This window comes from Kitasatospora sp. NPDC001225 (assembly GCF_053597855.1).
Map to the genome: position 1 here is coordinate 1 of NZ_JBSFJC010000107.1, position 21434 is coordinate 21434.

General features: G+C 74.5%; 16 protein-coding genes. 9 read left to right on the plus strand and 7 right to left on the minus strand.

Features of this window, described 5'->3' with window-relative positions:
* Window positions 1-55: 55 nt before the first annotated feature.
* Complete coding sequence (locus ACWDCZ_RS29230; protein WP_449817391.1) at window positions 56-4768, minus strand: ATP-dependent helicase; 4713 nt, start codon at window positions 4766-4768, stop codon at window positions 56-58.
* Between the two features lie 159 nt (window positions 4769-4927).
* Between ACWDCZ_RS29230 and ACWDCZ_RS29235 the strand changes: the two genes are divergently transcribed.
* The 7 genes from ACWDCZ_RS29235 to rny all read left to right on the plus strand — a co-directional run bounded on the left by ACWDCZ_RS29235 (window position 4928) and on the right by rny (window position 12545).
* Window positions 4928-6439, plus strand: a complete 1512-nt coding sequence (locus ACWDCZ_RS29235; protein ID WP_449817392.1) for a S8 family serine peptidase — start codon at window positions 4928-4930, stop codon at window positions 6437-6439.
* 92 nt (window positions 6440-6531) lie between these two features.
* On the plus strand, window positions 6532-7122 hold the full coding sequence (locus ACWDCZ_RS29240; RefSeq protein WP_074005700.1) for a GNAT family N-acetyltransferase: 591 nt from the start codon (window positions 6532-6534) through the stop codon (window positions 7120-7122).
* The gene (locus tag ACWDCZ_RS29245) at window positions 7119-7313 is read left to right on the plus strand and encodes a DUF3046 domain-containing protein (protein WP_117489691.1); all 195 of its coding nucleotides are present in this window, start codon (window positions 7119-7121) and stop codon (window positions 7311-7313) included. The genes ACWDCZ_RS29240 and ACWDCZ_RS29245 overlap by 4 nt, the downstream gene beginning before the upstream one ends.
* Before the next feature lie 118 nt (window positions 7314-7431).
* Complete coding sequence (locus tag ACWDCZ_RS29250) at window positions 7432-8577, plus strand: AI-2E family transporter (protein ID WP_449817393.1); 1146 nt, start codon at window positions 7432-7434, stop codon at window positions 8575-8577.
* A gap of 195 nt (window positions 8578-8772) precedes the next feature.
* Window positions 8773-9885, plus strand: a complete 1113-nt coding sequence (gene recA / locus ACWDCZ_RS29255; protein WP_049659177.1) for a recombinase RecA — start codon at window positions 8773-8775, stop codon at window positions 9883-9885.
* Between the two features lie 4 nt (window positions 9886-9889).
* Window positions 9890-10942, plus strand: coding sequence for a recombination regulator RecX (gene recX / locus ACWDCZ_RS29260; protein ID WP_449817394.1), 1053 nt, complete (start codon window positions 9890-9892; stop codon window positions 10940-10942).
* A gap of 133 nt (window positions 10943-11075) precedes the next feature.
* Complete coding sequence (rny, locus tag ACWDCZ_RS29265; RefSeq protein WP_375877269.1) at window positions 11076-12545, plus strand: ribonuclease Y; 1470 nt, start codon at window positions 11076-11078, stop codon at window positions 12543-12545.
* 28 nt (window positions 12546-12573) lie between these two features.
* Here the strand turns inward: rny and ACWDCZ_RS29270 are convergent, their stop codons facing one another.
* The 5 genes from ACWDCZ_RS29270 to ACWDCZ_RS29290 form a co-directional block, all read right to left on the minus strand.
* A complete protein-coding gene (locus tag ACWDCZ_RS29270; protein ID WP_380740142.1) occupies window positions 12574-14289 on the minus strand; it encodes an FAD-dependent monooxygenase in 1716 nt (571 codons plus the stop codon).
* Between the two features lie 122 nt (window positions 14290-14411).
* Entirely contained in the window at window positions 14412-15260 is an 849-nt protein-coding gene (locus ACWDCZ_RS29275; protein ID WP_049655584.1) for an amino acid ABC transporter permease, read from the minus strand.
* The gene (locus tag ACWDCZ_RS29280) at window positions 15257-15907 is read right to left on the minus strand and encodes an amino acid ABC transporter permease (RefSeq protein ID WP_049655583.1); all 651 of its coding nucleotides are present in this window, start codon (window positions 15905-15907) and stop codon (window positions 15257-15259) included. The genes ACWDCZ_RS29275 and ACWDCZ_RS29280 overlap by 4 nt, the downstream gene beginning before the upstream one ends.
* A 53-nt stretch (window positions 15908-15960) precedes the next feature.
* Window positions 15961-16869: a glutamate ABC transporter substrate-binding protein gene (locus ACWDCZ_RS29285; RefSeq protein ID WP_049655582.1), complete on the minus strand. Its 909-nt coding sequence runs from the start codon at window positions 16867-16869 to the stop codon at window positions 15961-15963.
* A 122-nt stretch (window positions 16870-16991) separates the two neighbouring features.
* Window positions 16992-17765 carry an amino acid ABC transporter ATP-binding protein gene (locus tag ACWDCZ_RS29290; RefSeq protein WP_049655580.1) on the minus strand — a complete coding sequence of 258 codons (774 nt, stop codon included), beginning with the start codon at window positions 17763-17765 and terminating at the stop codon, window positions 16992-16994.
* Window positions 17766-18156: 391 nt separating this feature from the next.
* Between ACWDCZ_RS29290 and ACWDCZ_RS29295 the strand changes: the two genes are divergently transcribed.
* Together ACWDCZ_RS29295 and ACWDCZ_RS29300 are read left to right on the plus strand one after the other, a co-directional pair.
* Window positions 18157-18930 carry a response regulator transcription factor gene (locus ACWDCZ_RS29295; protein WP_049655579.1) on the plus strand — a complete coding sequence of 258 codons (774 nt, stop codon included), beginning with the start codon at window positions 18157-18159 and terminating at the stop codon, window positions 18928-18930.
* A 6-nt stretch (window positions 18931-18936) separates the two neighbouring features.
* Window positions 18937-20370 carry a sensor histidine kinase gene (locus ACWDCZ_RS29300; protein WP_049655577.1) on the plus strand — a complete coding sequence of 478 codons (1434 nt, stop codon included), beginning with the start codon at window positions 18937-18939 and terminating at the stop codon, window positions 20368-20370.
* 15 nt (window positions 20371-20385) lie between these two features.
* On the opposite strand, the gene ACWDCZ_RS29305 is transcribed toward ACWDCZ_RS29300, so the two are convergent.
* Window positions 20386-21405 carry a TAXI family TRAP transporter solute-binding subunit gene (locus ACWDCZ_RS29305; protein ID WP_074005693.1) on the minus strand — a complete coding sequence of 340 codons (1020 nt, stop codon included), beginning with the start codon at window positions 21403-21405 and terminating at the stop codon, window positions 20386-20388.
* Window positions 21406-21434 lie beyond the last annotated feature (29 nt).

The window sequence follows — 21434 nt, forward strand, 5'->3', positions numbered from 1 at the left end:
GGTCGACGACCCCGCGGCCTCCGATGTCTTCCGGCCCTGGTTCCGTGGCCATGGATCAGGGGCGCAGGCGCAGGCCGCGCGGGGTGGCGTGGAAGCCCGCCTCCTCCAGGGCGCGGCCCAGGGCCGAGCCCAGGGCGGGCTCGCCGTTGGCCCGTTCGACCGTGACGCTGCCGAGCGCGCCCTCCCGGACGGCGGCCGCGAGCGCCCCGGCCGCCAGCGCCCGGGTGGCCTCGTCCTCCGGCCAGGCCAGCAGGGACTTGCCGCCGCGCTCGACGTACAGCGCCGGCTCGCCGTCCACCAGGACCACCAGGGCGCCCGCCTTGCGGCCCGGGCGGTGGGCGGTGGGCTCCTTGCCGTCGGGGGCCGCGGGCGGGTCGGGCCAGGGCAGGGCCGCGCCGTAGGCGTTGGCCGGATCGGCGGCGGCCAGCACCAGCGTCTGCGGCGGCTCGCCCGCCGGGGCGGCCGGCCACTCGGCCGCCCGGGCCCGCTCCAACCGGCCGTTCACCGAGCGCAGCCGGTCGGCCGCGCCCTCCATGGCGAACTGGGCGCCGCCCAGGCCCTCGACGAAGTAGCCGCGGCGGGCCCGGCCGCGCTCCTCCATCGCGGCGAGCACCCGGTAGACCCCGGCGAAGCCGCCGGGCACCCGTTCGGCCGCCACCGCGCCCCGGGTGAGCAGGCCGTGGCGGTCCAGCAGGTTCTGTGCCTGGGCGGTGGCCCGGACCGTCGGGTCGGCGGCGAAGGCGGGCAGCAGCGACCAGCGGCCGGCCACCGTCGGCGGGCCGCTGCGCAGGGCGCCGCCGACCCGGCCGAGGGCGCGGCCGGCACCGCCGTAGCGGCCGCGCGGGGTGGACCGGGGCGCGCGGTGGGCGGTGGCGCCCGCCGTCCGGCCGGAGCCGAGCATGGCGCGCAGCGGGGCGAGGGTGTCGTTGGTGACGAAACCGGCCCAGACCAGGTCCCAGAGCGCCTCGACGACCTCCGGCTCGGCGGTCTCCTCCGGGAGCTGCTGGACGAGTTGGCGGAAGAACAGGCCGTAGCCGCCGGCCAGCGCGGACATCAGGGCGCTGTGCACCGGGGTGAGTGCGGGCGGGACGGGCTCGGGGCGCAGCAGGTGGGCGTTCTCGGCGAGGTGCAGGCTGAGCCAGCCGTCCTTGCCGGGCAGGGCGCCGGCCCCGCACCAGCCGATCTCGCCGGCCGCCATCAGCTCGTCCAGCAGGCCGGGGGAGTAGTCGGTGAGCCGGGCCGGGAGGATCAGCTTCTCCAGCGCGGAGGCGGGCAGGGCGGTGCCCTGGAGCTGCTCGACCACCCGCAGCAGGCCGTCCGGGCCGCGCAGCCGGTGGCCGGCCAGGTGCTGCCACTGCGGCAGGAAGGCGGCCAGGGCGCGCGGCGGGACCGGCTCGACCTCGTGGCGCAGGGCGGCGAGCGAGCGGCGGCGCAGCCGGCGCAGCACCTCGGCGTCGCACCACTCGGGGGCGGTGTGCCACTCGGGGTCGGTCTGGCTCCCGGCGGGCCTGAAGTGGCCCTGGACCAGGCGGCCGGCGGCGGTCAGGCGGTGCAGGGTGCCGGTGACCACGGCGGTGCCGAGGCCGTAGCGGGCGGCGGCCTCGGCGGCGGTGAACGGGCCGTGGGTGCGGGCGTGGCGGGCGATCAGATCGCCCAGCGGGTCCTTGACCGACTCGGTGAAGGCCTCCGGGACGCCGACCGGCAGCGGGGTGCCCAGCGCGTCGCGCAGCCGTCCGGCGTCCTCGATCGCGGCCCAGCGGCGCTCGCCGGCGATCCGGACCTGGATCACCCGGCGGGCGGCCTCCAGCTCCAGGGCCCAGAGCGGCTCGGCGCCGCGGACGGTCAACTCGGCCTCGGAGAGCGGGCCGAGCAGGCGCAGGGCGTCGGCGACGCCCTCGGCGTCCTTGAGCCGGCGCTCGGGGACGAGGCGTTGGAGCTCGGCCTCCAGTTCGGCGAGCACCCGCGGGTCGAGCAGCTCGCTCAGCTCGGCCTGGCCGAGGAGTTCGGACAGCAGCCGGGAGTCGAGCGAGAGGGCGGCGGCGCGGCGCTCGGCGAGCGGGGAGTCGCCCTCGTAGAGGAACTGGGCGACGTAGCCGAACAGCAGCGAGCGGGCGAAGGGCGAGGGCTCGGGGGTGGTGACCTCGACCAGGCGGACGGCGCGGGACTCCAGATCGCCCATCAGCTCGACCAGGCCGGGGACGTCGAAGACGTCCTGCAGGCACTCCCGGACGGCCTCCAGGACGATCGGGAACGAGCCGTACTCGGAGGCGACTTCGAGCAGTTGGGCGGCGCGCTGGCGCTGCTGCCAGAGCGGGGTGCGGCGGCCCGGGCTGCGGCGGGGGAGCAGCAGGGCGCGGCCGGCGCACTCCCGGAAGCGGGAGGCGAACAGGGCGGAGCCGCCGACCTGGTCGGTGACCAGCTGCTCGATCTCGCTTGGGTCGAACAGGGTGGCGTCGGCGCCGACCGGGGCCTCGTCCTGGTCCGACTGCGCCGAGGGGCTGCCGAAGTCGAAGTCGAGGCTCAGCAGGTCGGCGTCGGGCAGGCGCAGCACGATGCCGTCGTCGGCGTGCATGACCTGCGGGTCCAGGCCGTGCTGCTCGCGCAGCCGGGCGCCGAGGGCGAGCGCCCAGGGGGCGTGGACCTGGGCGCCGAAGGGGGAGTGGACGACGATCCGCCAGTCGCCGAGCTCGTCCCGGAAGCGTTCGACCACGATGGTGCGGTCGTCGGGGAGGTGGCCGCAGGCGGCGCGCTGCTCGGCCAGGTAGTCCAGCAGGTTGGCCGCCGCCCAGTCGTCCAGGCCGGCCCGCTTGAGGCGCTCGGTGGCGGCCTCGGGTGGCAGGGCGCCCAGTTCGCGGGTGAAGGCGCCGAGGGCGCGGCCGAGTTCGAGCGGGCGGCCGAGCGTGTCGCCCTTCCAGAACGGGAGCCGGCCGGGGACGCCGGGGGCGGGGGTGACCAGCACCTTGTCGTGGGTGATCTCCTCGATCCGCCAGGAGGTGGTGCCGAGGGTGAACACGTCGCCGACGCGGGACTCGTAGACCATCTCCTCGTCGAGCTCGCCCACCCGTCGCCCACCACCACCCTTCTTCTCGGGGTCCGAGCCCGCGATGAAGACGCCGAACAGGCCGCGGTCGGGGATGGTGCCGCCGGAGGTGACGGCCAGTCGCTGGGCGCCGGGGCGGCCGGTCACGGTGCCGGCCACCCGGTCCCACACCAGGCGGGGGCGCAGCTCGGCGAAGGCGTCCGAGGGGTAGCGGCCGGCCAGCATGTCGAGCACGGCGTCGAAGGCGGACTGCGGGAGGGTCGCGAAGGGCGCGGCGCGGCGGACCACGGCGAGCAGGTCGTCCACCGGCCAGGTGTCCAGGGCCGTCATCGCGACCAGCTGCTGGGCGAGCACGTCCAGCGGGTTGCGCGGGATGCGCAGCGCCTCGATCCGGCCGGCCCGCATCCGCTCGGTGACCACGGCGGACTGGACGAGGTCCCCCCGGTACTTGGGGAAGAAGACGCCGGTGGAGACGGCGCCGACCTGGTGGCCGGCCCGGCCGACCCGCTGCAGGCCGGAGGCGACCGAGGGCGGGGACTCGACCTGGACGACCAGTTCGACGGCGCCCATGTCGATGCCCAGCTCCAGGCTGGAGGTGGCGACCACGGCGGGCAGCCGGCCGGCCTTCAACTCCTCCTCGACGAGCGACCGTTGCTCCTTGGAGACGGAGCCGTGGTGGGCCCGGGCGATGACCGGGGGCGCGCCCTTGGCCGCGCCCGAACCGCCCATCAGCTCGGCCGGGGAGTGCGCCTCGGGGACGGTGGTGCCGGTGGCGCGCTCGTAGGCGATCTCGTTCAGCCGGTTGCACAGCCGCTCGGCCAGCCGGCGGGAGTTGGCGAAGACGATGGTCGAGCGGTGCGCCTCGACCAGGTCGACGATCCGCTCCTCGACGTGCGGCCAGATCGAGGCCTGCCGCTGCGGGTCGGTGCCGGCGGCGCCGCCGGTGGCCGGGGCGGCGGGCAGGTCGTCCAGGTCGGGGACGGGGACGACCACCGAGAGGTCGAACTCCTTGGCGGCGGCGGGCTGGACCACGGCGGCGCCGCGCCGCGGGCTCAGGAAGCGGGCCACCTCCTCGACCGGGCGGACCGTCGCGGACAGGCCGATCCGGCGGGCCGGGCGGTCCAGCAGTTCGTCCAGCCGTTCCAGGCTGAGCGCGAGGTGCGCGCCGCGCTTGGTGCCGGCGACCGCGTGCACCTCGTCCAGGATCACCGTGTCCACGCCGCGCAGGGCCTCCCGGGAGGCGGAGGTGAGCAGCAGGAACAGCGACTCGGGGGTGGTGATCAGGATGTCCGGCGGGTGGGTCGCGAAGCGGCGGCGGTCGGCGGCCGGGGTGTCGCCGGAGCGGATGGCGACCTGGACCTCGGGCTCGGGCAGGCCGAGTCGGACGGCGGCCTGGCGCAGGCCGGCCAGGGGGGCGCGCAGGTTCCGTTCGACGTCCACCGCGAGGGCCTTGAGCGGTGAGACGTAGAGGACCCGGCAGCGGTGCCTCGGCTCGGCGGGGGGAGGGGTGGTGCTGAGCCGGTCGAGGGCGGAGAGGAAGGCGGCCAGCGTCTTGCCGGAGCCGGTGGGGGCGACCACCAGGACGTCCGTCCCCCGCTGGATGGCCTGCCAGGCCTCGGCCTGCGCGGCGGTGGGGGCGGAGAAGGCACCGGTGAACCAGGCCCGGGTGGCCGGGGCGAAGCCGGCCAGGGGGTCGTCGGCGGACGGGGTCGGGTGCTGGGGCGCCATGCCCCCATGGTGCCGGGTGGGACCGACAAGCGGGGGCGGGCGGGAGGTTCGGAGGAGGGGTGCAAGCCGGGGAGCAGAAACCACAATCCGCTCATATGGTGAGGAATCGGATGGGTGATCCACCCGTGACCCACCGGACCGACGAGCGGAGACCGTGCGATGGCGCAGGCGCACCCGTCGGGCGGGCCCGCCCGACGCCGTCGGGTCCGCGGGCCCGCCCGGGCGCTGCTTGCGATGCTGCTGATGGCGCTCGTGGTGGGCGGCGCCGTCCCGTCCGTGTCCGGGGCGGGGCGGGCGTACCTCAGCTACCTGGTGCTGGCCGAGGGCGAGGACGCCGCCGGCGCCGCCCGGGCCGGGGCGGAGAGCCGGGCGGCGGGCGGGCAGGTGGTCCAGGAGTACCCGCAGATCGGGGCCGTGCTGGTGTACGCGACCGGCCCGTTCGCCGACCGGGTGCGGGGCCGGCCCGGGATCGCCGCCGTCGGGGCGACCAGGACCGCGCCGGTGGTCGCGCCGCCGCGGGCGGTGACGGGGGCGGGGGACTTCACGGCGGGGGCCGGGACCGGTGGCCGGGCGGGCGGCGACCGGATGGACGGGGAGACCGTCACGGTGCCCGATCCGGGGGAGGCGGGCGCCTGGAACCTCGCCATGCTCGGCGGTGCCGCCCGCGGGGCGGCGGACGCCTCGGCGGTCTCCGGCGGTGCCGCACCGAGCGCCGACGCGCTGCACGGGGTGCTGGTCGCGGTGCTGGACTCCGGGGTCGACGACACCCACCCGGACCTGCGGGCCGCCGTCGACCCGAAGGCCTCCGCCTCCTGCGCGGACGGCCGGCCCGACGCCCGTACCGGCGCCTGGCGGCCCGACCCCGGGGTGGTCGAGAGCGGCCACGGCACGCACGTCGCCGGGATCGTCGGCGCCACCCGGGACGGCCACGGCGTCACCGGGGTGGCGCCCGGGGTGCGGATCGCCGCCGTCCGGCTGCTCGGGCCGCTCGGGCAGTACTACGCGGAGAACATCGTCTGCGGCATGCTCTGGGCCGCCGACCACGGGGCCAAGGCGGTCAACAACAGCTACTTCGCCGACCCGTGGAAGTACAACTGCCCCGGGGACGCGGACCAGGCCGCGCTGATCGCGGCCGTCGGGCGGGCCGCCGGGTACGCCCGTCGGGCGGGGGCGGTGGTGGTCGCCTCGGCGGGCAACGACGGGCAGGACCTCGGCGCCTCGCGGACCGACGAGCGGAGCCCCAACGACCGGGTCTCGGGGCCGGCGCCCCTGCGTCACCTGGGCACGGAGTGCGTACGGCTGCCCGGTGAGCTGCCCGGGGTGGTCACCGTCACGGCGGTGAACCGGGACGGGCACCCGGCGGCCTACTCCAACTATGGGCGTGGACGGGTCTCGCTGGCCGCGCCCGGCGGCGACCCGGACGGCGGGCCGCAGGGGGCGGTCGTCTCCGACTGGCCGGACGGGCGGTACGCGGCGCTGGCGGGGACCTCGATGGCGGCCGCGCACGTGACCGGGGCGGTGGCGGTGGCGGCGGCCCTGCACCCGGAGCTGGGGGCGGACGGGTTGGCCGCGCTGCTGGCCGGGGCGGCGGCGCCGGGGTGCCCCCCGGGGCTCCTGGGCTGCGGGGAACGGCAGTACTTCGGGGCGGGGCTGCTGGTGCTGCCCCGGTGACGGGGGCGCGGGCCGCGCCCCGCGCGCCCGTCGGGTGGTGGGGCGGGGAAAAGCAGGTGACGGGGCGGTGGGACGGGGGTGAGGATCGGGGCATGGGTGATTCGGGTGCGGCCGTGTTCCTGACGACCGAGCGGCTGGTGCTGCGGCGCTTCACGACGGCGGACGCGGACCGGCTCGTGGAGCTGGACGGGGACCCTGCGGTGATGCGCTTCCTCACCGGGGGGAAGCCGAGTCCGCGGGAGTGGGTCGAGGGGGAGCTGCTGCCGCGCTACCTGGAGCACTACCGGCGCTACGGCGACCTCGGCTGGTGGGCGGCCGAGGAGCGGGCGGGCGGGGCGTTCCTGGGGTGGTTCGAGTTCCGGCCGACTCGGGAGGGGGAGCGCGGGGAGGTCGAGCTCGGGTACCGCTTGCGGCAGGCCGCGTGGGGGCGCGGCTACGCGACGGAGGGGGCGCGGGCGCTGGTCCGGCTCGGGTTCGCGGAGCTGGGGGTGGAGCGGGTGGTGGCGTACACCATGGCGGTGAACGCGGGCTCGCGGCGGGTGATGGAGAAGAGCGGGCTGTCGTACGTCCGCACGTTCCACGAGGACTACCCGGAGATGATCCCGGGCAGCGAGCACGGCGAGGTCGAGTACGCGCTGACGGCCGGGGAGTGGCGGGCCCGGTCCGGGATACTTGGGGCATGAGGCTGACGGAGTTCTGGCGACGGATGTACGCGCACTTCGGGGAGGCGTACGCGGAGTCGTTCGCGACCGACCACGTGATGAGCGAGCTGGGCGGGCGGACGGTGCGGCAGGCGCTGGAGGCGGGCTGGGAGGCCAAGGAGGTCTGGCGGGTGGTCTGCGACACCCAGGGCGTCTCCGGGGTGCTGCGCTGACTGCCGGCCCCCCGGGGGCATGGGACAGACTGTTCGGGTGACAAATAGCGCGGAACAGAAGAATTCGGACCGGGACGCCGAGGGCGCTCCGGCGGGTGGGGGTCTGTGGGGCGGCGGGATGCCGCGTTGGCTGCCGCGGGCGATGGTGCTGTTCCTGGTGCTGGTGGGGGCCTTCCAGCTCGCGGACTGGGCGTTCCGGCAGCTGATCGACCTGTTCGTGATGCTGCTGGTGTCGTTCTTCCTGTCGCTGGCGCTGGAGCCGGCCGTGGACCGGATGGCCGCGCGGGGGGTGCGCCGGGGGGTCGGGACCTTCCTGGTGTTCGTGGCGGTCGGGGTCGCGGTGGTGGGCTTCCTCGCCGCGCTCGGCACCCTGCTGGTCGACCAGGTGGCGAAGCTCGCGGGGGACCTCCCGCACCTGGTCGACAACCTGATCGACTGGATCAACCGGACCTTCCACCAGGACCTCTCGCTGGGCGAGTTGCAGAATCGATTGCTCAAGGATTCCGGCACCATCGAGACCTACGTCCAGCAGGCCGCCGACAACGCCTGGGGCGTCTCGTCCACCGTGATCGGCGGGCTTTTCAAGGCCTTCACGGTCGGGCTGTTCACCTTCTACTTCACCGCCGAGGGCCCGCGGGTGCGCCGGACGGTCTGTTCGATGCTGCCGCCCGCCAAGCAGGCCGAGGTGCTGCGGGCCTGGGAGATCGCGCTCGCCAAGACCGGCGGCTACCTGTACTCCCGGGCGCTGCTCGCGGTGGTGTCGGCCGCCGGGCACTGGGTGATGTTCGAACTGCTCGGCCTGCCGTACGCGGCGGCGCTGGCGGTCTGGGTCGGCGTCATGTCGCAGTTCGTGCCGACCCTCGGGACCTACCTGGCCGGGACGCTGCCGGTGCTGGTGGCGCTGACGGTGAAGCCGGTGGACGCGCTCTGGGTGCTGGTCTTCGTGGTGGTGTACCAGCAGATCGAGAACTACCTGCTGCAGCCGAGGATCACCGCGCGGACGGTGGACGTGCACCCGGCGGTGGCCTTCGGCTCGGTGATCGCGGGCGCGGCGCTGCTCGGCGCGGTCGGCGCGGTGATCGCGATCCCGGCGGCGGCGACGCTCCAGGGCTTCGTGGGGACGTACGTGCGGCGGTACGAGGTGGCCACCGACCCGCGGATCGACCGGGGCGAGCAGCGGCGGGCCCGGCGGGAGCTGCGCCGGGAGGCGGCCCGGCGGCTGCGCCGGATGGTCGGCGGGGACGGGGCGAGGCGCGGGGAGTGACCCGGGGCGCCGCCCCCGGGGTGTCCCCGGGGGCGGCGGGGCCCGGACGTGCGACGCTTGAATCGAACAGATGTTCTTTGTACTCTCCGGCGTGGAGTTTTCCACAGGCGGAGCCCGGCCGGGCCCGTTTGTCAGTGGGACGCGCTAGCGTCGAGGACGATGAAGCGCACAGCACAGAACCCGAGGGAAAAAGCCATGGCAGGTACGGATCGCGAGAAGGCCCTTGAGACCGCGCTCGCCCAGATCGAGCGGCAGTTCGGCAAGGGCTCGGTGATGCGCCTCGGCGAGAAGGCCAACGAGCCGGTCGAGGTGATCTCCACCGGGTCCACCGCCCTGGACGTCGCCCTCGGGGTCGGCGGCATCCCGCGTGGCCGCGTGGTCGAGATCTACGGCCCCGAGTCCTCCGGCAAGACCACCCTGACCCTGCACCTGGCCGCCAACGCCCAGAAGGCCGGCGGCACGGTCGCGTTCGTCGACGCGGAGCACGCGCTCGACCCGGAGTACGCCAAGAAGCTCGGCGTGGACACCGACGCCCTGCTGGTCAGCCAGCCGGACACCGGTGAGCAGGCGCTGGAGATCACCGACATGCTGATCCGCTCCGGCGCGATCGACCTGGTGATCATCGACTCGGTCGCTGCGCTCGTGCCGCGCGCCGAGATCGAGGGCGAGATGGGCGACTCGCACGTCGGTCTGCAGGCCCGGCTGATGAGCCAGGCGCTGCGCAAGATCGCCGGTGCGCTGAACCAGTCGAACACCACCGCGATCTTCATCAACCAGCTGCGCGAGAAGATCGGCGTGATGTTCGGTTCGCCGGAGACCACGACCGGTGGCCGGGCGCTGAAGTTCTACGCCTCGGTCCGCCTCGACATCCGCCGGATCGAGACCCTGAAGGACGGCACCGAGGCGGTCGGCAACCGCACCCGCGTCAAGGTGGTCAAGAACAAGGTCGCCGCGCCGTTCAAGCAGGCCGAGTTCGACATCCTCTACGGCGTGGGCATCAGCCGCGAGGGCGGCCTGATCGACATGGGCGTGGAGCACGGCTTCATCCGCAAGTCGGGCGCCTGGTACACCTACGAGGGCGACCAGCTCGGCCAGGGCAAGGAGAACGCCCGCAACTTCCTGCGGGACAACCCGCAGCTCGCCGACGAGATCGAGCGGAAGATCAAGGGCAAGCTCGGCATCGGCCCGAAGGTGGAGGAGCCGGCCGAGGAGAGTGCCGAGGCCGCCGCCGACGGCGCGGCCAAGCCGATCACCGCGACCGCCACCAAGACGGCCGCGGCGAAGAAGACGGCGGCGGCCAAGGCCTGAGCCGTTGACGCAGTACGACACGGTGGGCGGCGGCCCGGCGGGCCCGGAGGACGACGACTACGGGCCGCCGGACTGGTTCGCCGCGGTCGCGGAGGAGGACGAGCACGGGCCGCCGGACTGGTTCGCCGCCGTCGCGGAGGAGCCCGAGCCGGTGGCCGCGAAGCCCCGGGCCTCGCGCTCCCGGCGCGGCCGTCCGTCCACCGCGCAGTGGGCATCCGGCGCCGAGCCGGAGTTCGACCTGGCTCCGACCCGGGCGGTGCGCGGCGCGGCGCCCGGGCCGGAGCCGGCGGAAACCCCGGTCGAGGCGCTCGGCCTGGTCTCCGCCTCCGAGCTGCCCACCGGCCGCCGGCGGCGGCGCTCGGCCCTGGAGGCCGAGCAAACCGAAGCGGCCGGGCCCGCTTCGACACCGACGGCCGTGGAGAGCGGCCGCGGCGGCGGCGAGGCGGCCGGTCACGGGGGTGTGGCCGCCTCGGCCTCCCGTCGCGGCGGGCGCCGGGGCCGCTCCGCCACCGGGCTGCCCGGGGAGGAGGGCTCCGGCCGTACCTCCCGGAAGCAGGCCGAGGAGTCGGCCGACCCGGAGACCCGCGCCCGGGACATCTGCCTGCGGCTGCTGACCGGCGCCGCCAAGACCCGCAAGCAGCTCGCCGACGCCCTGCGCAAGCGGGAGATCCCGGAGGAGGCCGCCGACGCGGTGCTCACCCGGCTCGAAGAGGTCGGGCTGATCGACGACGCGGCCTTCGCCGCGGCCTGGGTGGAGTCCCGGCACGCCGTCCGGGGCCTGTCCCGGCGGGCGCTGGCCCAGGAGCTGCGCACCAAGGGCGTCGCCGCCGACCTGGTCGAGCAGGCCGTCGCCCAGCTCGACCACGACGACGAGACGGACGCGGCCCGGGCGCTGGTCGAGCGCAAGCTGCGGTCCACCCGGGGGCTGGACACCCAGGTCCGCACCCGGCGGCTGGTCGGGATGCTGGCCCGGCGCGGCTACTCCGAAGGACTGGCGTTCCGGGTGGTGCGCAGCGCGCTGGAAGAGGAGTGGAGTGAACCGTCGGGTCGGGAGTAGTGGCAGTTCTGTAGGTGTCTTGGAGTGGACCAGGTCAACTCTTGACCCTCCCGTGACCCCCACCTAGCCTCGCCTTCAGTGCCCGGGGCGCCTCCGGACGGCGGCGCGCGCGGCGACGGGGGAGTGGGCGGGAATGGGGATCTCGGCGGGCACCGGCCCGGGCGGCTCACTGGTGCCGGTCGCCGGATCGGCCGCACTCCTGCTGCTGGTGGTCGTGGCCGCCGCCGGGCTGGCGATCAGGCGGCTCCGGGCGGCCCGGCGCGGTGCGCTGGCCGAGGCCGAGCAGGCCCGCCGGTGGGCCGAGGAGCAGTCCGCCCGGCAGCGGACCGAACTGGCCCGCCGCGAGGAGGACATGGCCGAGGAGCTGCGCAGGCTGCGCCGCCGGGAGGACGAACTGGCCGAGCGCTCCGCCGAGGTGGAGCAGTCCCGGGGCGAGGCCGAGGCGCTGGTCGCCCGGCGGGCGGCGGCGTTGGAGCGGGCCGCCGGGCTCTCCGCCGAGCAGGCCCGCGCCGAACTCCTGCGGGAGGCCGAGGACTCGGCCCGGCGGGAGGCCGCGGTCACCGTCCGGGAGATCGAGCGCGAGGCCCGGGAGGAGGGCGAGCGCCGGGCCCGGGACATCGTCGCCGGGGCGGTCCAGCGGCTGGCGACGGAGCAGACCGCGGAGAGCGCCGTCACCGTCCTGCGGCTGCCGAACGAGGACATGAAGGGCCGGATCATCGGCCGCGAGGGCCGCAACATCCGCGCCTTCGAGGCGGTCACCGGCGTGAACCTGATCGTCGACGACACCCCCGAGTCGGTGCAGCTGTCCTGCTTCGACCCGGTCCGCCGGGAGACCGCCCGGCTCACCCTGGAGCAGCTGGTCGAGGACGGCCGGATCCACCCGACCCGGATCGAGAGCCTGTACGAGCGCAGCCGCGAGGAGGTCGGGCAGAGCTGCGTCCGGGCCGGCGAGGACGCCCTGCTGGAGGCCCGGGTCGACGGGGTGCACCCCGAACTCGTCCGCACCCTGGGCTCGTTGCGCTACCGGGCGTCGTACGGGCAGAACGTGCTCGGGCACCTGCTGGAGTCCGCGCACCTGGCCGGGATGATGGCCGCCGAGCTCGGGGTGGACCCGGAGCCGGTGCGGCGCGCGGCGCTGCTGCACGACATCGGCAAGGCGCTCACCCACGAGTCGGAGGGCAGCCACGCCGCGGTCGGCGCGGAGCTCGCCCGGCGGTACGGGGAGTCCGCCGAGGTGGTGCACGCGATCGCCGCCCACCACAACGAGGTCGATCCGCGCACCGTGACGGCCGTGCTGACCCAGGCCGCGGACGGTTGCTCGGGCGGCCGGCCGGGTGCGCGCAAGGAGTCGCTGGAGCTGTACGTCCGGCGGCTGGCGCGGCTGGAGGAGATCGCGCGTTCGCACGAGGGCGTGGCCGAGGTGTTCGCGATGCAGGCGGGCCGCGAGGTGCGGGTGATGGTCCGTCCGGACGCGGTGGACGACCTCGGTGCGGAGCTGATCGCCCGTGAGGTCGCCCGCCAGGTCTCCACCGAGCTGACGTACCCGGGCCAGATCCGGGTGACGGTGGTCCGCGAGAGCCGGGCCACGGCGGTGGCCGGCTGAGACCGTGGCCCGCCGCGGCCCGGAGGCCTCAGCTCGGGGAGTCCACCTGCTGGGGCGAGGGCTGCTCGGCCGGGTCGGGGGCTGGGCCGAGCGTGGCCGGGCCGCCGCGGGCGCGGTCGGCGAGGGCGAGCAGGTCCTCGGCGACGGCCCCCTGGGTGGTGCCGACCAGGTGGCCGTCCGGGCGGATCAGCAGGACGGTGTGCGGCCCGGCGCCCGGGTAGTCCTCGGTGACCAGCACCTCGGCGGGGACGGGCAGCGCGGCGGCGACCTCGGCGAGGCGGGGCATCAGGCCGGCGCCGAGCCAGTGCTCGGAGGACCAGACGGCGGTGCCGGGGGCGACCAGCAGCAGCAGGAAGGTGGTGCCGAGCCGGGCGTGCAGGTGGTCGGGGGTGCCGTCGTCGGCGAGCACCGGCAGGTCCGGGACGAGTACGCCGGGGGCGGTGGCGGGCAGCAGCTCGCTGAGCGAGGTGGTGCCGCGCGCGCCGCGCTGCACCGGGACCCGGGCCGGGACGCCGGAGGGCGCCGCCGGGTAGGCGGGCGCGCCGCCGAACCGGCCGGTGCCGAGCTGGCCGTCGGCGAGCAGCGGGGCGTGCTTGCGGAAGCCGCCGACCAGCAGCGAGCGCCGGGTCTGCTGCCAGCCGCGCAGCGGGCGCAGCAGCGGCATGGACTGGTCGACCGCGCGCAGCCGGGCGCCGACCGCCCCGCGCCGCTCGGCCTCGTAGCCGTCCAGCAGGGAGCCGCCGGGCTGCGGGCCGCCGGAGTGGAGGTGCCAGGCGAGGGCGAGCCGCCAGGCGAGGTTGTCGGCGTCGCGCAGCCCGTCCGCGAGGTTCTGCATGCCGAGCGCGCCGTGCAGGTGGGCGGCGTCGCCGGCCAGGAAGCAGCGGCCACTGCGGAAGCGGGCGGCGAGCCGCTGCTGGGCGGTGTGGTCGGCGGCGGCCAGCAGTTCGAAGCGGGGCAGTTCGCCGCACCAGCCGGTGAGGGTGGAGGTGACCCGGGTGAGCAGGGTGTCGCCGGTGACGATGCCGGGCCAGGTGGCGTGCGGGTCGACGGTCTCGGTGGCGGCGGGGCGGCCGGGGGGCAGCCGCCAGTCGAGCCGCCAGACGCCGTCCGGCAGCGGACGGGCGGAGGCCTCGCGGTCGCCCCGCCACGGGGGCTCGCGGTGCAGCCGGGCGCCGTCGAAGGGCAGGTCGACCCGGACGGTGGCGATGGCGTTGCGGTCGACCGCCGGGCGGCCGGGGAAGCGGATCTTCAGGAGCTTGCGGACGGTGGATCTGGCGCCGTCGCAGCCGACCAGGTGGCTGCCGCGCCACCAGGTGGTGGAGCCGTCCTGGGTGCCCGTGGTGCGGAGGCTGACGCCGTCCCGGTCCTGTTCGAGCTCGACGACCCGGTTGAGCGGGACCAGCCTGATCAGCGGGGTGCCGGTCAGGGCGTCGCGCAGCCCGCGCTGGAGGCGGTGCTGGGGCAGGTGGTAGGTGGGCGAGTCGGTGAGGTCGATCCGCAGCACCTCCTGGCGGCGGCGCCAGACGGCGAAGGAGTCCCACAGCGCGGAGTCCGAGACGGCCCGCGGGTAGCCGATCCGGGTCAGGAAGGCGGCGGTGTCGGCGCCGAGGACGAGGCTGCGCGGGCCTTCCGGGCAGAGGCCGGAGCCCTCGTCCAGGACGATGGTGGGGACCTCGTGCCGGGCCAGGGCGAGGGCCAGGGCCAGACCGACCGGTCCGGCCCCGACCACGATCACCGGGTCCATGAGGGAACCTCCGGGCACGAACCGGCCGATCGGCCGGCGTCAGTTACCGCTGCCGCATATGCCGCGTGGATGCTCCCGGGAGGTGTCACGAAGAGCAATGCAACAGTTCGCCTGCGTGTCCGTCAAGCAGAAGCTGAAGTGCGCCGGTTCGCGCCGCGACGGCCGCGTGCTTCGATCCAGCGTGCGAGCGCGGTCAACAGGAGGCACATCGCGATGTAGATCGGTCCGATCACCAGCACCACGGGGATGTAGGGGAAGCCCGCGGCGTTCATCGGCTGGCTGGCGATCTTCTTGCCGATGAACAGCAGCTCCTGGTAGGTGATGATCAGACCGAGCGAGGTGTCCTTGAGGGTGACGACCAGCTGGCCGATCATCGAGGGCAGCATCGAACGGACGGCCTGCGGCACCAGGATCGACGTCATCACCTGGGTCTTGCGCATACCGAGCCCGTACGCCGCCTCGCCCTGGCCGCGCGGGACGGCGTTGACGCCGCTGCGGATGATCTCGGCCTGGACCGCCCCGTTGTAGAGGGTGAGGCCGAGCACCAGCGCCCACATCGACTCCTTGGCGAAGAAGGCGTAGTAGAGCCCGACGATCAGGATCAGCAGCGGCATCGCCCGGAAGAACTGGGTGAAGGCCGTGCAGAACCAGCGGACCGGCTTGTGGTCGGAGAGCTGACCGGCCGCCAGCAGGGCGCCCAGGGCGAGCGAGAAGACCGCCGCCAGCCCGAAGGCCTTCAGGGTGGCCAGCAGGCCGTCCAGGATCATCTGCTGGACGAAGTTGTACTGGAACGGGTCCCACAGGTCGGGGTCGAACTGGCCGTTGTCGTTCAGCGCGGTGAAGACGTACCAGAGGAGACCGGCGATGCCGAGCACCGAGAGGATGCCGAACGCGCGGTACCGGGTGCGGGCCTTCGGGCCGGGGGCGTCGTAGAGGACGCTGGCCGAAGCCTGGCGGTTCAGAACACTCATCGGGCCACCGCCAGTCGGGATTCCAGGAAGCGGAAGAACGTGGCGATCGTCGCGCTGATCAGCAGGTAGGCGCAGGCCACCCAGAAGAAGATGGCGAAGATCGAGAAGCCGCGCTCGGAGAAGGTCTGCTGGGCGCTGTACAGCTCGGAGACGCTGAACGCGCCGGCGATCGCCGAGTTCCTGGGCAGGGCGATGAACACGCTGCTCATCGGGCCCAGGACGGTCCGGGCGGCCTGCGGCAGGACGACCAGGGTGAGGGTCTGGCCGAAGGACATGCCCAGGCTGCGGGCGGCCTCCGCCTGGCCGAGCGGCACGGTGTTGATGCCGGAGCGGATCACCTCGCAGACGAACGAGGCGGTGTACCCGCCGAGCGCCAGCACCGCGAACACCAGGTGGCTGAAGTGCACGCCCAGCGGCGGCAGGCCGAAGGTGACGGCGAAGAACAGCAGGGTCAGCGGGGTGTTGCGGAAGAGCGTGACCCAGGCGGTGCCGAAGGCGCGCAGGACCGGCACCGGGGAGACCCGGAAGGCCGCCAGCAGGGTGCCCAGCAGCAGGGCGAGCAGAGCGCTGAGCGCGCTCACCTCGATCGTCTGTAGGAAGCCGTCGCGGAACAACGCGAAGTTGTCGTCCTCGAACAGGAACCCCATCCGGCGGCCCTCCTCTCAGTTCATGGTCGGGAAGTCGACGTACGGCGGGCGGGTCAGTAGCGCTCGAGGGCCGGGACGTCCGGCGCGGCGGAGCCGGAGGCGCCCAGGGTCGCGTCGTAGGCCTTCTTCCAGTCGCCGTTGTCCTCGTGGGCCTTGAGGGCGTCGCTGATGGCGTCGCGCAGCGCCTTGTCGTCCTTGTTGAGGCCGACGCCGTAGTTCTCCTTGGTGAACGGCTTGCCGACCACCTTGAGCTTGGGGGCGTACTTGGAGGCGTAGCCCTTGAGGATCGCGTCGTCGGTGGTGACCGCGTCGACCTCGCCGGACATCAGCTTCTCGACGCAGGCCGAGTAGGTGTCGAACTGCGTGACCTTCGGGTTGTACTGCTGGATGTTCTTGATCGAGGTCGAGCCGGTGGCGGTGCAGACGTTCTTGCCGCCGGTGCTCTCCGCGCCGGTGATCGAGGTGTTGTCGGCCTTCACCAGCAGGTCCTGGCCGGCGATGTAGTACGGGCCGGCGAAGGAGACGCTCTTCTTGCGCTCGTCGTTGATGCTGTAGGTGCCGACGTAGAAGTCGATCTGGCCCTTGGCGATGGCCGGCTCGCGCTGCGAGGAGACCAGGGTCTGCCACTTGATCTGCTGCGGGGTGAAGCCGAGGTCGGCGGCGATCATCTTGGCGATCTCGATGTCGAAGCCGCTGCGGTCGCCGCTGGCGACGTCCTCCCAGCCGAGGTTCGGCTGGTCGGCCTTGGCGCCGATGATCAGCTGGCCGCGCTTCCTGGCCTCGGCGAGGACCGCGGAGTCGACCTTGACGTCGGTCTTGACCGTGTAGGTCGGCAGCGCCGGGGCGGCGCTGCCGCCGCTGCTCGCGGCGGTGGTGCCGGGGGTGCCGTCCTTGCCGCAGGCGGCGGTGGCGGTGAGCGCGACGGCACAGAGCGCGACGGCGAGGGTGCGGGACGTCCTCATGAGGGTTCTCCTGGGGGTGGGCCGCGGTGTCAACCGGGCTCTGGCGTCTGGAAGGCGTTGCACGGCGGGACCGGCCGGCACCGGTGACGATGCCGGGGGGCGGCCCCGCTGGTCTCGAAGCGTCAGTGGTGGAGGATCTTCGAGAGGAAGTCCTTGGCGCGGTCGGAGCGCGGCGCGGTGAAGAAGGCGTCCGGGGTGTTCTGCTCGACGATCTTCCCGTCGGCCATGAACAGCACCCGGTTGGCGGCGGAGCGCGCGAAGCCCATCTCGTGGGTGACCACGACCATCGTCATGCCGTCCGCGGCCAGTTGGCGCATGACCTCCAGCACCTCGTTGACCATCTCCGGGTCCAGCGCCGAGGTGGGCTCGTCGAAGAGCATCACCTTGGGCTTCATCGCCAGCGCCCGGGCGATCGCCACGCGCTGCTGCTGGCCGCCGGAGAGCTGGGCCGGGAACTTGTCCGCCTGCGCGCCGACGCCGACCCGCTCCAGCAGCTCCCGGGCGGTCTTCTCGGCCTGCGGGCGGGGCACCTTGCGCACCTTCACCTGGCCGATGACCACGTTCTCCAGCACGGTCTTGTGCGCGAACAGGTTGAAGCTCTGGAACACCATGCCAACCTCGGCGCGCAGCCGGGCCAGCTCCTTGCCCTCGTCGGGCAGCGGCCGGCCGTCGATGGTGATCGTGCCGGAGTCGATCGTCTCCAGCCGGTTGATCGTCCGGCAGAGCGTCGACTTGCCCGATCCGGACGGGCCGATCAGTACGACCACCTCGCCCTGGGCGATCCTGAGGTCGATGTCCTGCAGCACGTGCAGCGCGCCGTAGTGCTTGTTGACCTTGCTCAGCACGACCAGGGGGGCGGCTGCGGTGGTTGAGTCCTCGACCGGGCTCTCGGTCATCGCGCCTGCTCCCTCTGTCGTCGAATAACGCCTGCCCGAGAAGTCTCAACTCCCTTGGGAGGCAGTGGTGGTGCGAATCCGGGGGCCGCGGCCGGCGGAGCCGCAGCCCCCGGTGGGCCGACCTTAGGAGCCGTGACCGTTCGCCGTCAGCCGATCTGAGCGGAACTTGAGGATCACGAAACGGCCACGCGTCGCCCACGCGCTGTTCGCGCGGGCGCCGACGGGGCATGTCACAGCGGGAATCCGCTCCGGTGCTCCCCGTCCCCCACGGGCCCGGTGCGCGGTCGAACCTGGCGTCGGGCCGTTCACTGGCTCATACTGCGCAGGACCGGGACCTGACCGATCGGCCCGGTGATCACTGGTGATCAGGTGGGGGAAGGAGGAGAACAGGATGCGACTTCTGCTCGTCGAGGACGACGAACGCGTGGCCGCCGCGCTGGTCGCGGTGCTGGGCCGGCACGGCTTCCAGGTCCGGCACGCCCGCAGCGGGCACGAGGCGCTGGACGCCCTGGTGCCGGACGGCAACGAGCCGTACCGCGTGGTGCTGCTCGACCTCGGGCTGCCCGACCGCGACGGCTTCGAGGTGTGCAGCCGGATCAGGGCCGGCAGCGGCGTCCCGGTGATCATGGTCACCGCCCGCGCCGACGTCCGCTCCCGGATCCACGGCCTCAACCTGGGCGCCGACGACTACGTCACCAAGCCGTACGACATGGGCGAGCTGCTCGCCCGCATCCACGCCGTGGCCCGCCGCGGCGCCGCCCCCGCCGCGGTGCCGGTGCCCGCGCCCGACACCGTGCCGCAGCAGCGCGGCCCGCTGGAGTCCCGCGGCATCCGGATCGACCGGGAGCGCCGCCGGGTCAGCGTGGACGGCCGCGACGTGCCGCTCACCCGCAAGGAGTTCGACCTGCTGGCGCTGCTCGCCCAGAGCCCGGGCGTGGTCTACCGGCGCGAGCAGATCTTCAGCGAGGTCTGGCGCAGCGGCTGGGAGGGCAACGGGCGCACCCTGGAGGTGCACATCGGCTCGCTGCGCAACAAGCTGGCGCTGCCCGGCCTGGTCGAGGCCGTGCGCGGGGTCGGCTACCGGCTGATCCCCGACTGTCCGGCGCCGGCCGCCCCCGCCCCGTCGGCCCCCGCCCCGTCCGCCCCCGCTCCCGCGGAGCACTGACCGCACGTGCGTACCCGCCTGCTCGGCATCCTGATCGCCCTCATGCTCTGCGTCCTGGCCGCCCTGGGGCTGCCGCTCGCGGCGGCGGTCGCGGCGGCCGAGCAGACCAAGGTCGTCGTCGACCGGCTCGACGACGCCGCCCGCCTCGCCCAGGACCTGCCCACCTCCGGCGCCGCCGACTCCGCCCGCAAGGGCGAACCGGAACCCGCCCCGGGCGACCTCAGCCGGCAGCGCGCGATCCTCTCCGAGGTCCGCCGCTACCACGACCTGTACGGCGTCCGCCTGGGCATCTTCCAGCGCGACGGGGTGGCGATCGCCGCCGCCCCGGGCGACTGGCGGGTGCCCGGCGAGGGCTGGGGCGCCCAGGCCTTCCAGGAGGCGCTGGACGGGCGGCGCAGCCACAACCCGCCGCAGGTCTGGCCGTGGACGCCGGACCGGACGATCATCGTCGCCGCCCCGGTGGTGCGCGACGGCGACGTGGTCGCGGTGGTGCTGAGCGAGTCCCCGACCGAGGCGCTGCGCACCCGGGTGCTGCACAAGTGGCTGGTGATCGTCGCGGGCGAGGCCGCCGCGATGATCGTCGCCGTGCTGCTCGCCGTCCGGCTCACCGAGTGGGTGCTGCGCCCGGTGCGCACCCTGGACCGGGCCACCCACGACATCGCCACCGGCCGGATGGCCGCCCGGGTCGCCCCCGGCGGCGGACCGCCCGAACTCCAGCGGCTGGCCCGCTCGTTCAACGAGATGGCGGACCACGTGGTGCTCGCCATGGACCAGCAGAAGGCCTTCGTCGCGGACGCCTCGCACCAGCTGCGCAACCCGCTGTCGGCCCTGCTGCTGCGGGTCGAACTGCTCGGCCTGGAACTGCCCGAGGGCCACGAGGAGGAGCTCAGCGGCGTACGGGAGGAGGGCGTCCGGCTGGCCCGGGTGCTGGACGACCTGCTCGGGCTGGCCACCGCCGAGCACGCCCGCCCCGAACCGGAGCGCACCGACCTCGCCGAGCTCACCCTGGCCCGGGTCGACGCCTGGCGGCCGGCGGCCGAGCAGCGCGGGATCACGCTGCGCTGGGACGGCCCGGCGCTGGCGATCGGGATGGCCGACCCGATCGGCTTCGGCTCGGCCCTGGACGCCGTGGTCGACAACGCGCTCAAGTTCGGCCCGCCCGGCAGCGAGGTGCGGCTGCGGGTCGCGGTGCGCCGGGACGAGGTCGCGGTGACCGTCACCGACGCCGGACCCGGCCTCACCGAGGACGAGCTGTCGCGGGCCGGGGACCGGTTCTGGCGCAGCCCGCGGCACCAGAACGTGGACGGTTCGGGGCTCGGGCTGTCCATCGCCCGCACCCTGCTGGCGGCCGGCGGCGGCACGCTCGGCTTCGCGCCGGTCAAGCCGACCGGGCTCGCGGTGACGCTGGCGGTGCCCCGGCCGGAGAAGCCGGAGAAGTAGCCGCCGGGGCGGGGCCTACGGCTTCACCGAGCGGTAGTAGCGCGCCGCGCCGGTGTGCAGCGGGAGCGGGTCGGTGTAGACGGCGGTGCGCAGGTCGACCAGCTGGGCCGCGTGCACCTGGGCGCCGATCTGGTCCCGGCTGTCGATCACCGCGCGGGTCATGCCCTCGACCAGGCCCGGGTCCACGTCGTCCCGGGTGATCAGCAGGTTGGGCACGGCCACCGTGGCGACCGCGTCCTTCGGTTCGGCGTTCGGGTAGGTGCCCTTGGGCATGGTGGCCGCCCGGTAGGCGTCGGTGCCGCCGCCCTCGGCCTTGTGCAGGGCCTCGGCGAGGTCGCTCAGCGGCACGATCCGGATCCGGACGTGCTCGGAGAGGTCGGTGAGCGCGCTGGTGGGCAGGCCGCCGGACCAGAAGAAGGCGTCCAGGGTGCCCGCGCGCAGGTCGTCGGCGGCCTCGCCGACGCCCTTCGACACCGGGACGATGTCATGGTCCGGGTCCAGCCCGGCGGCGGTCAGCAGCCGCCTGGTCACCAGGTTCACCCCGGACTGCGGCAGCCCGACGCCGACCTTCAGGCCCTTGAGGTCGGCGGTGCGCCGCACCGGGGAGGAGGCCGGGACGACCAGCTGCAGGTAGTCGTCGTACAGCCGGGCGATCGCCCGCAGCTTCTCCTTGCCGGGCTCGTGGTAGTCGGCGACCGCGTCGGCGGTGGCGATCGCGAAGGTGTCCCGGCCGTCGATCACCCGGCCGATGTTGTCGACCGAGCCCTCGGAGTTGTCCAGGGCCAGCCGCACCCCCGGCATCGCCCGCGAGACGTGGCCCTGGAGCAGCTGCCCGTACCGGTCGTAGACGCCGCGCTGCACCCCGGTGGCGAAGCGGACCTCGCCGCGCGGGTACCCGGGCGAGCGGCCCGCCGACAGCCACCAGCCGCCGAACCCGGCCACCAGCAGCACCAGCACCAGCACCGTCCGCCACAACGGGCTGCGGGCCGCGGCACGGACAGCGGCGCCGGGACGGTACGGAGTGGTGGGGGTCATGCAGGGATACTGCCAGGCGCTCCGGCCGA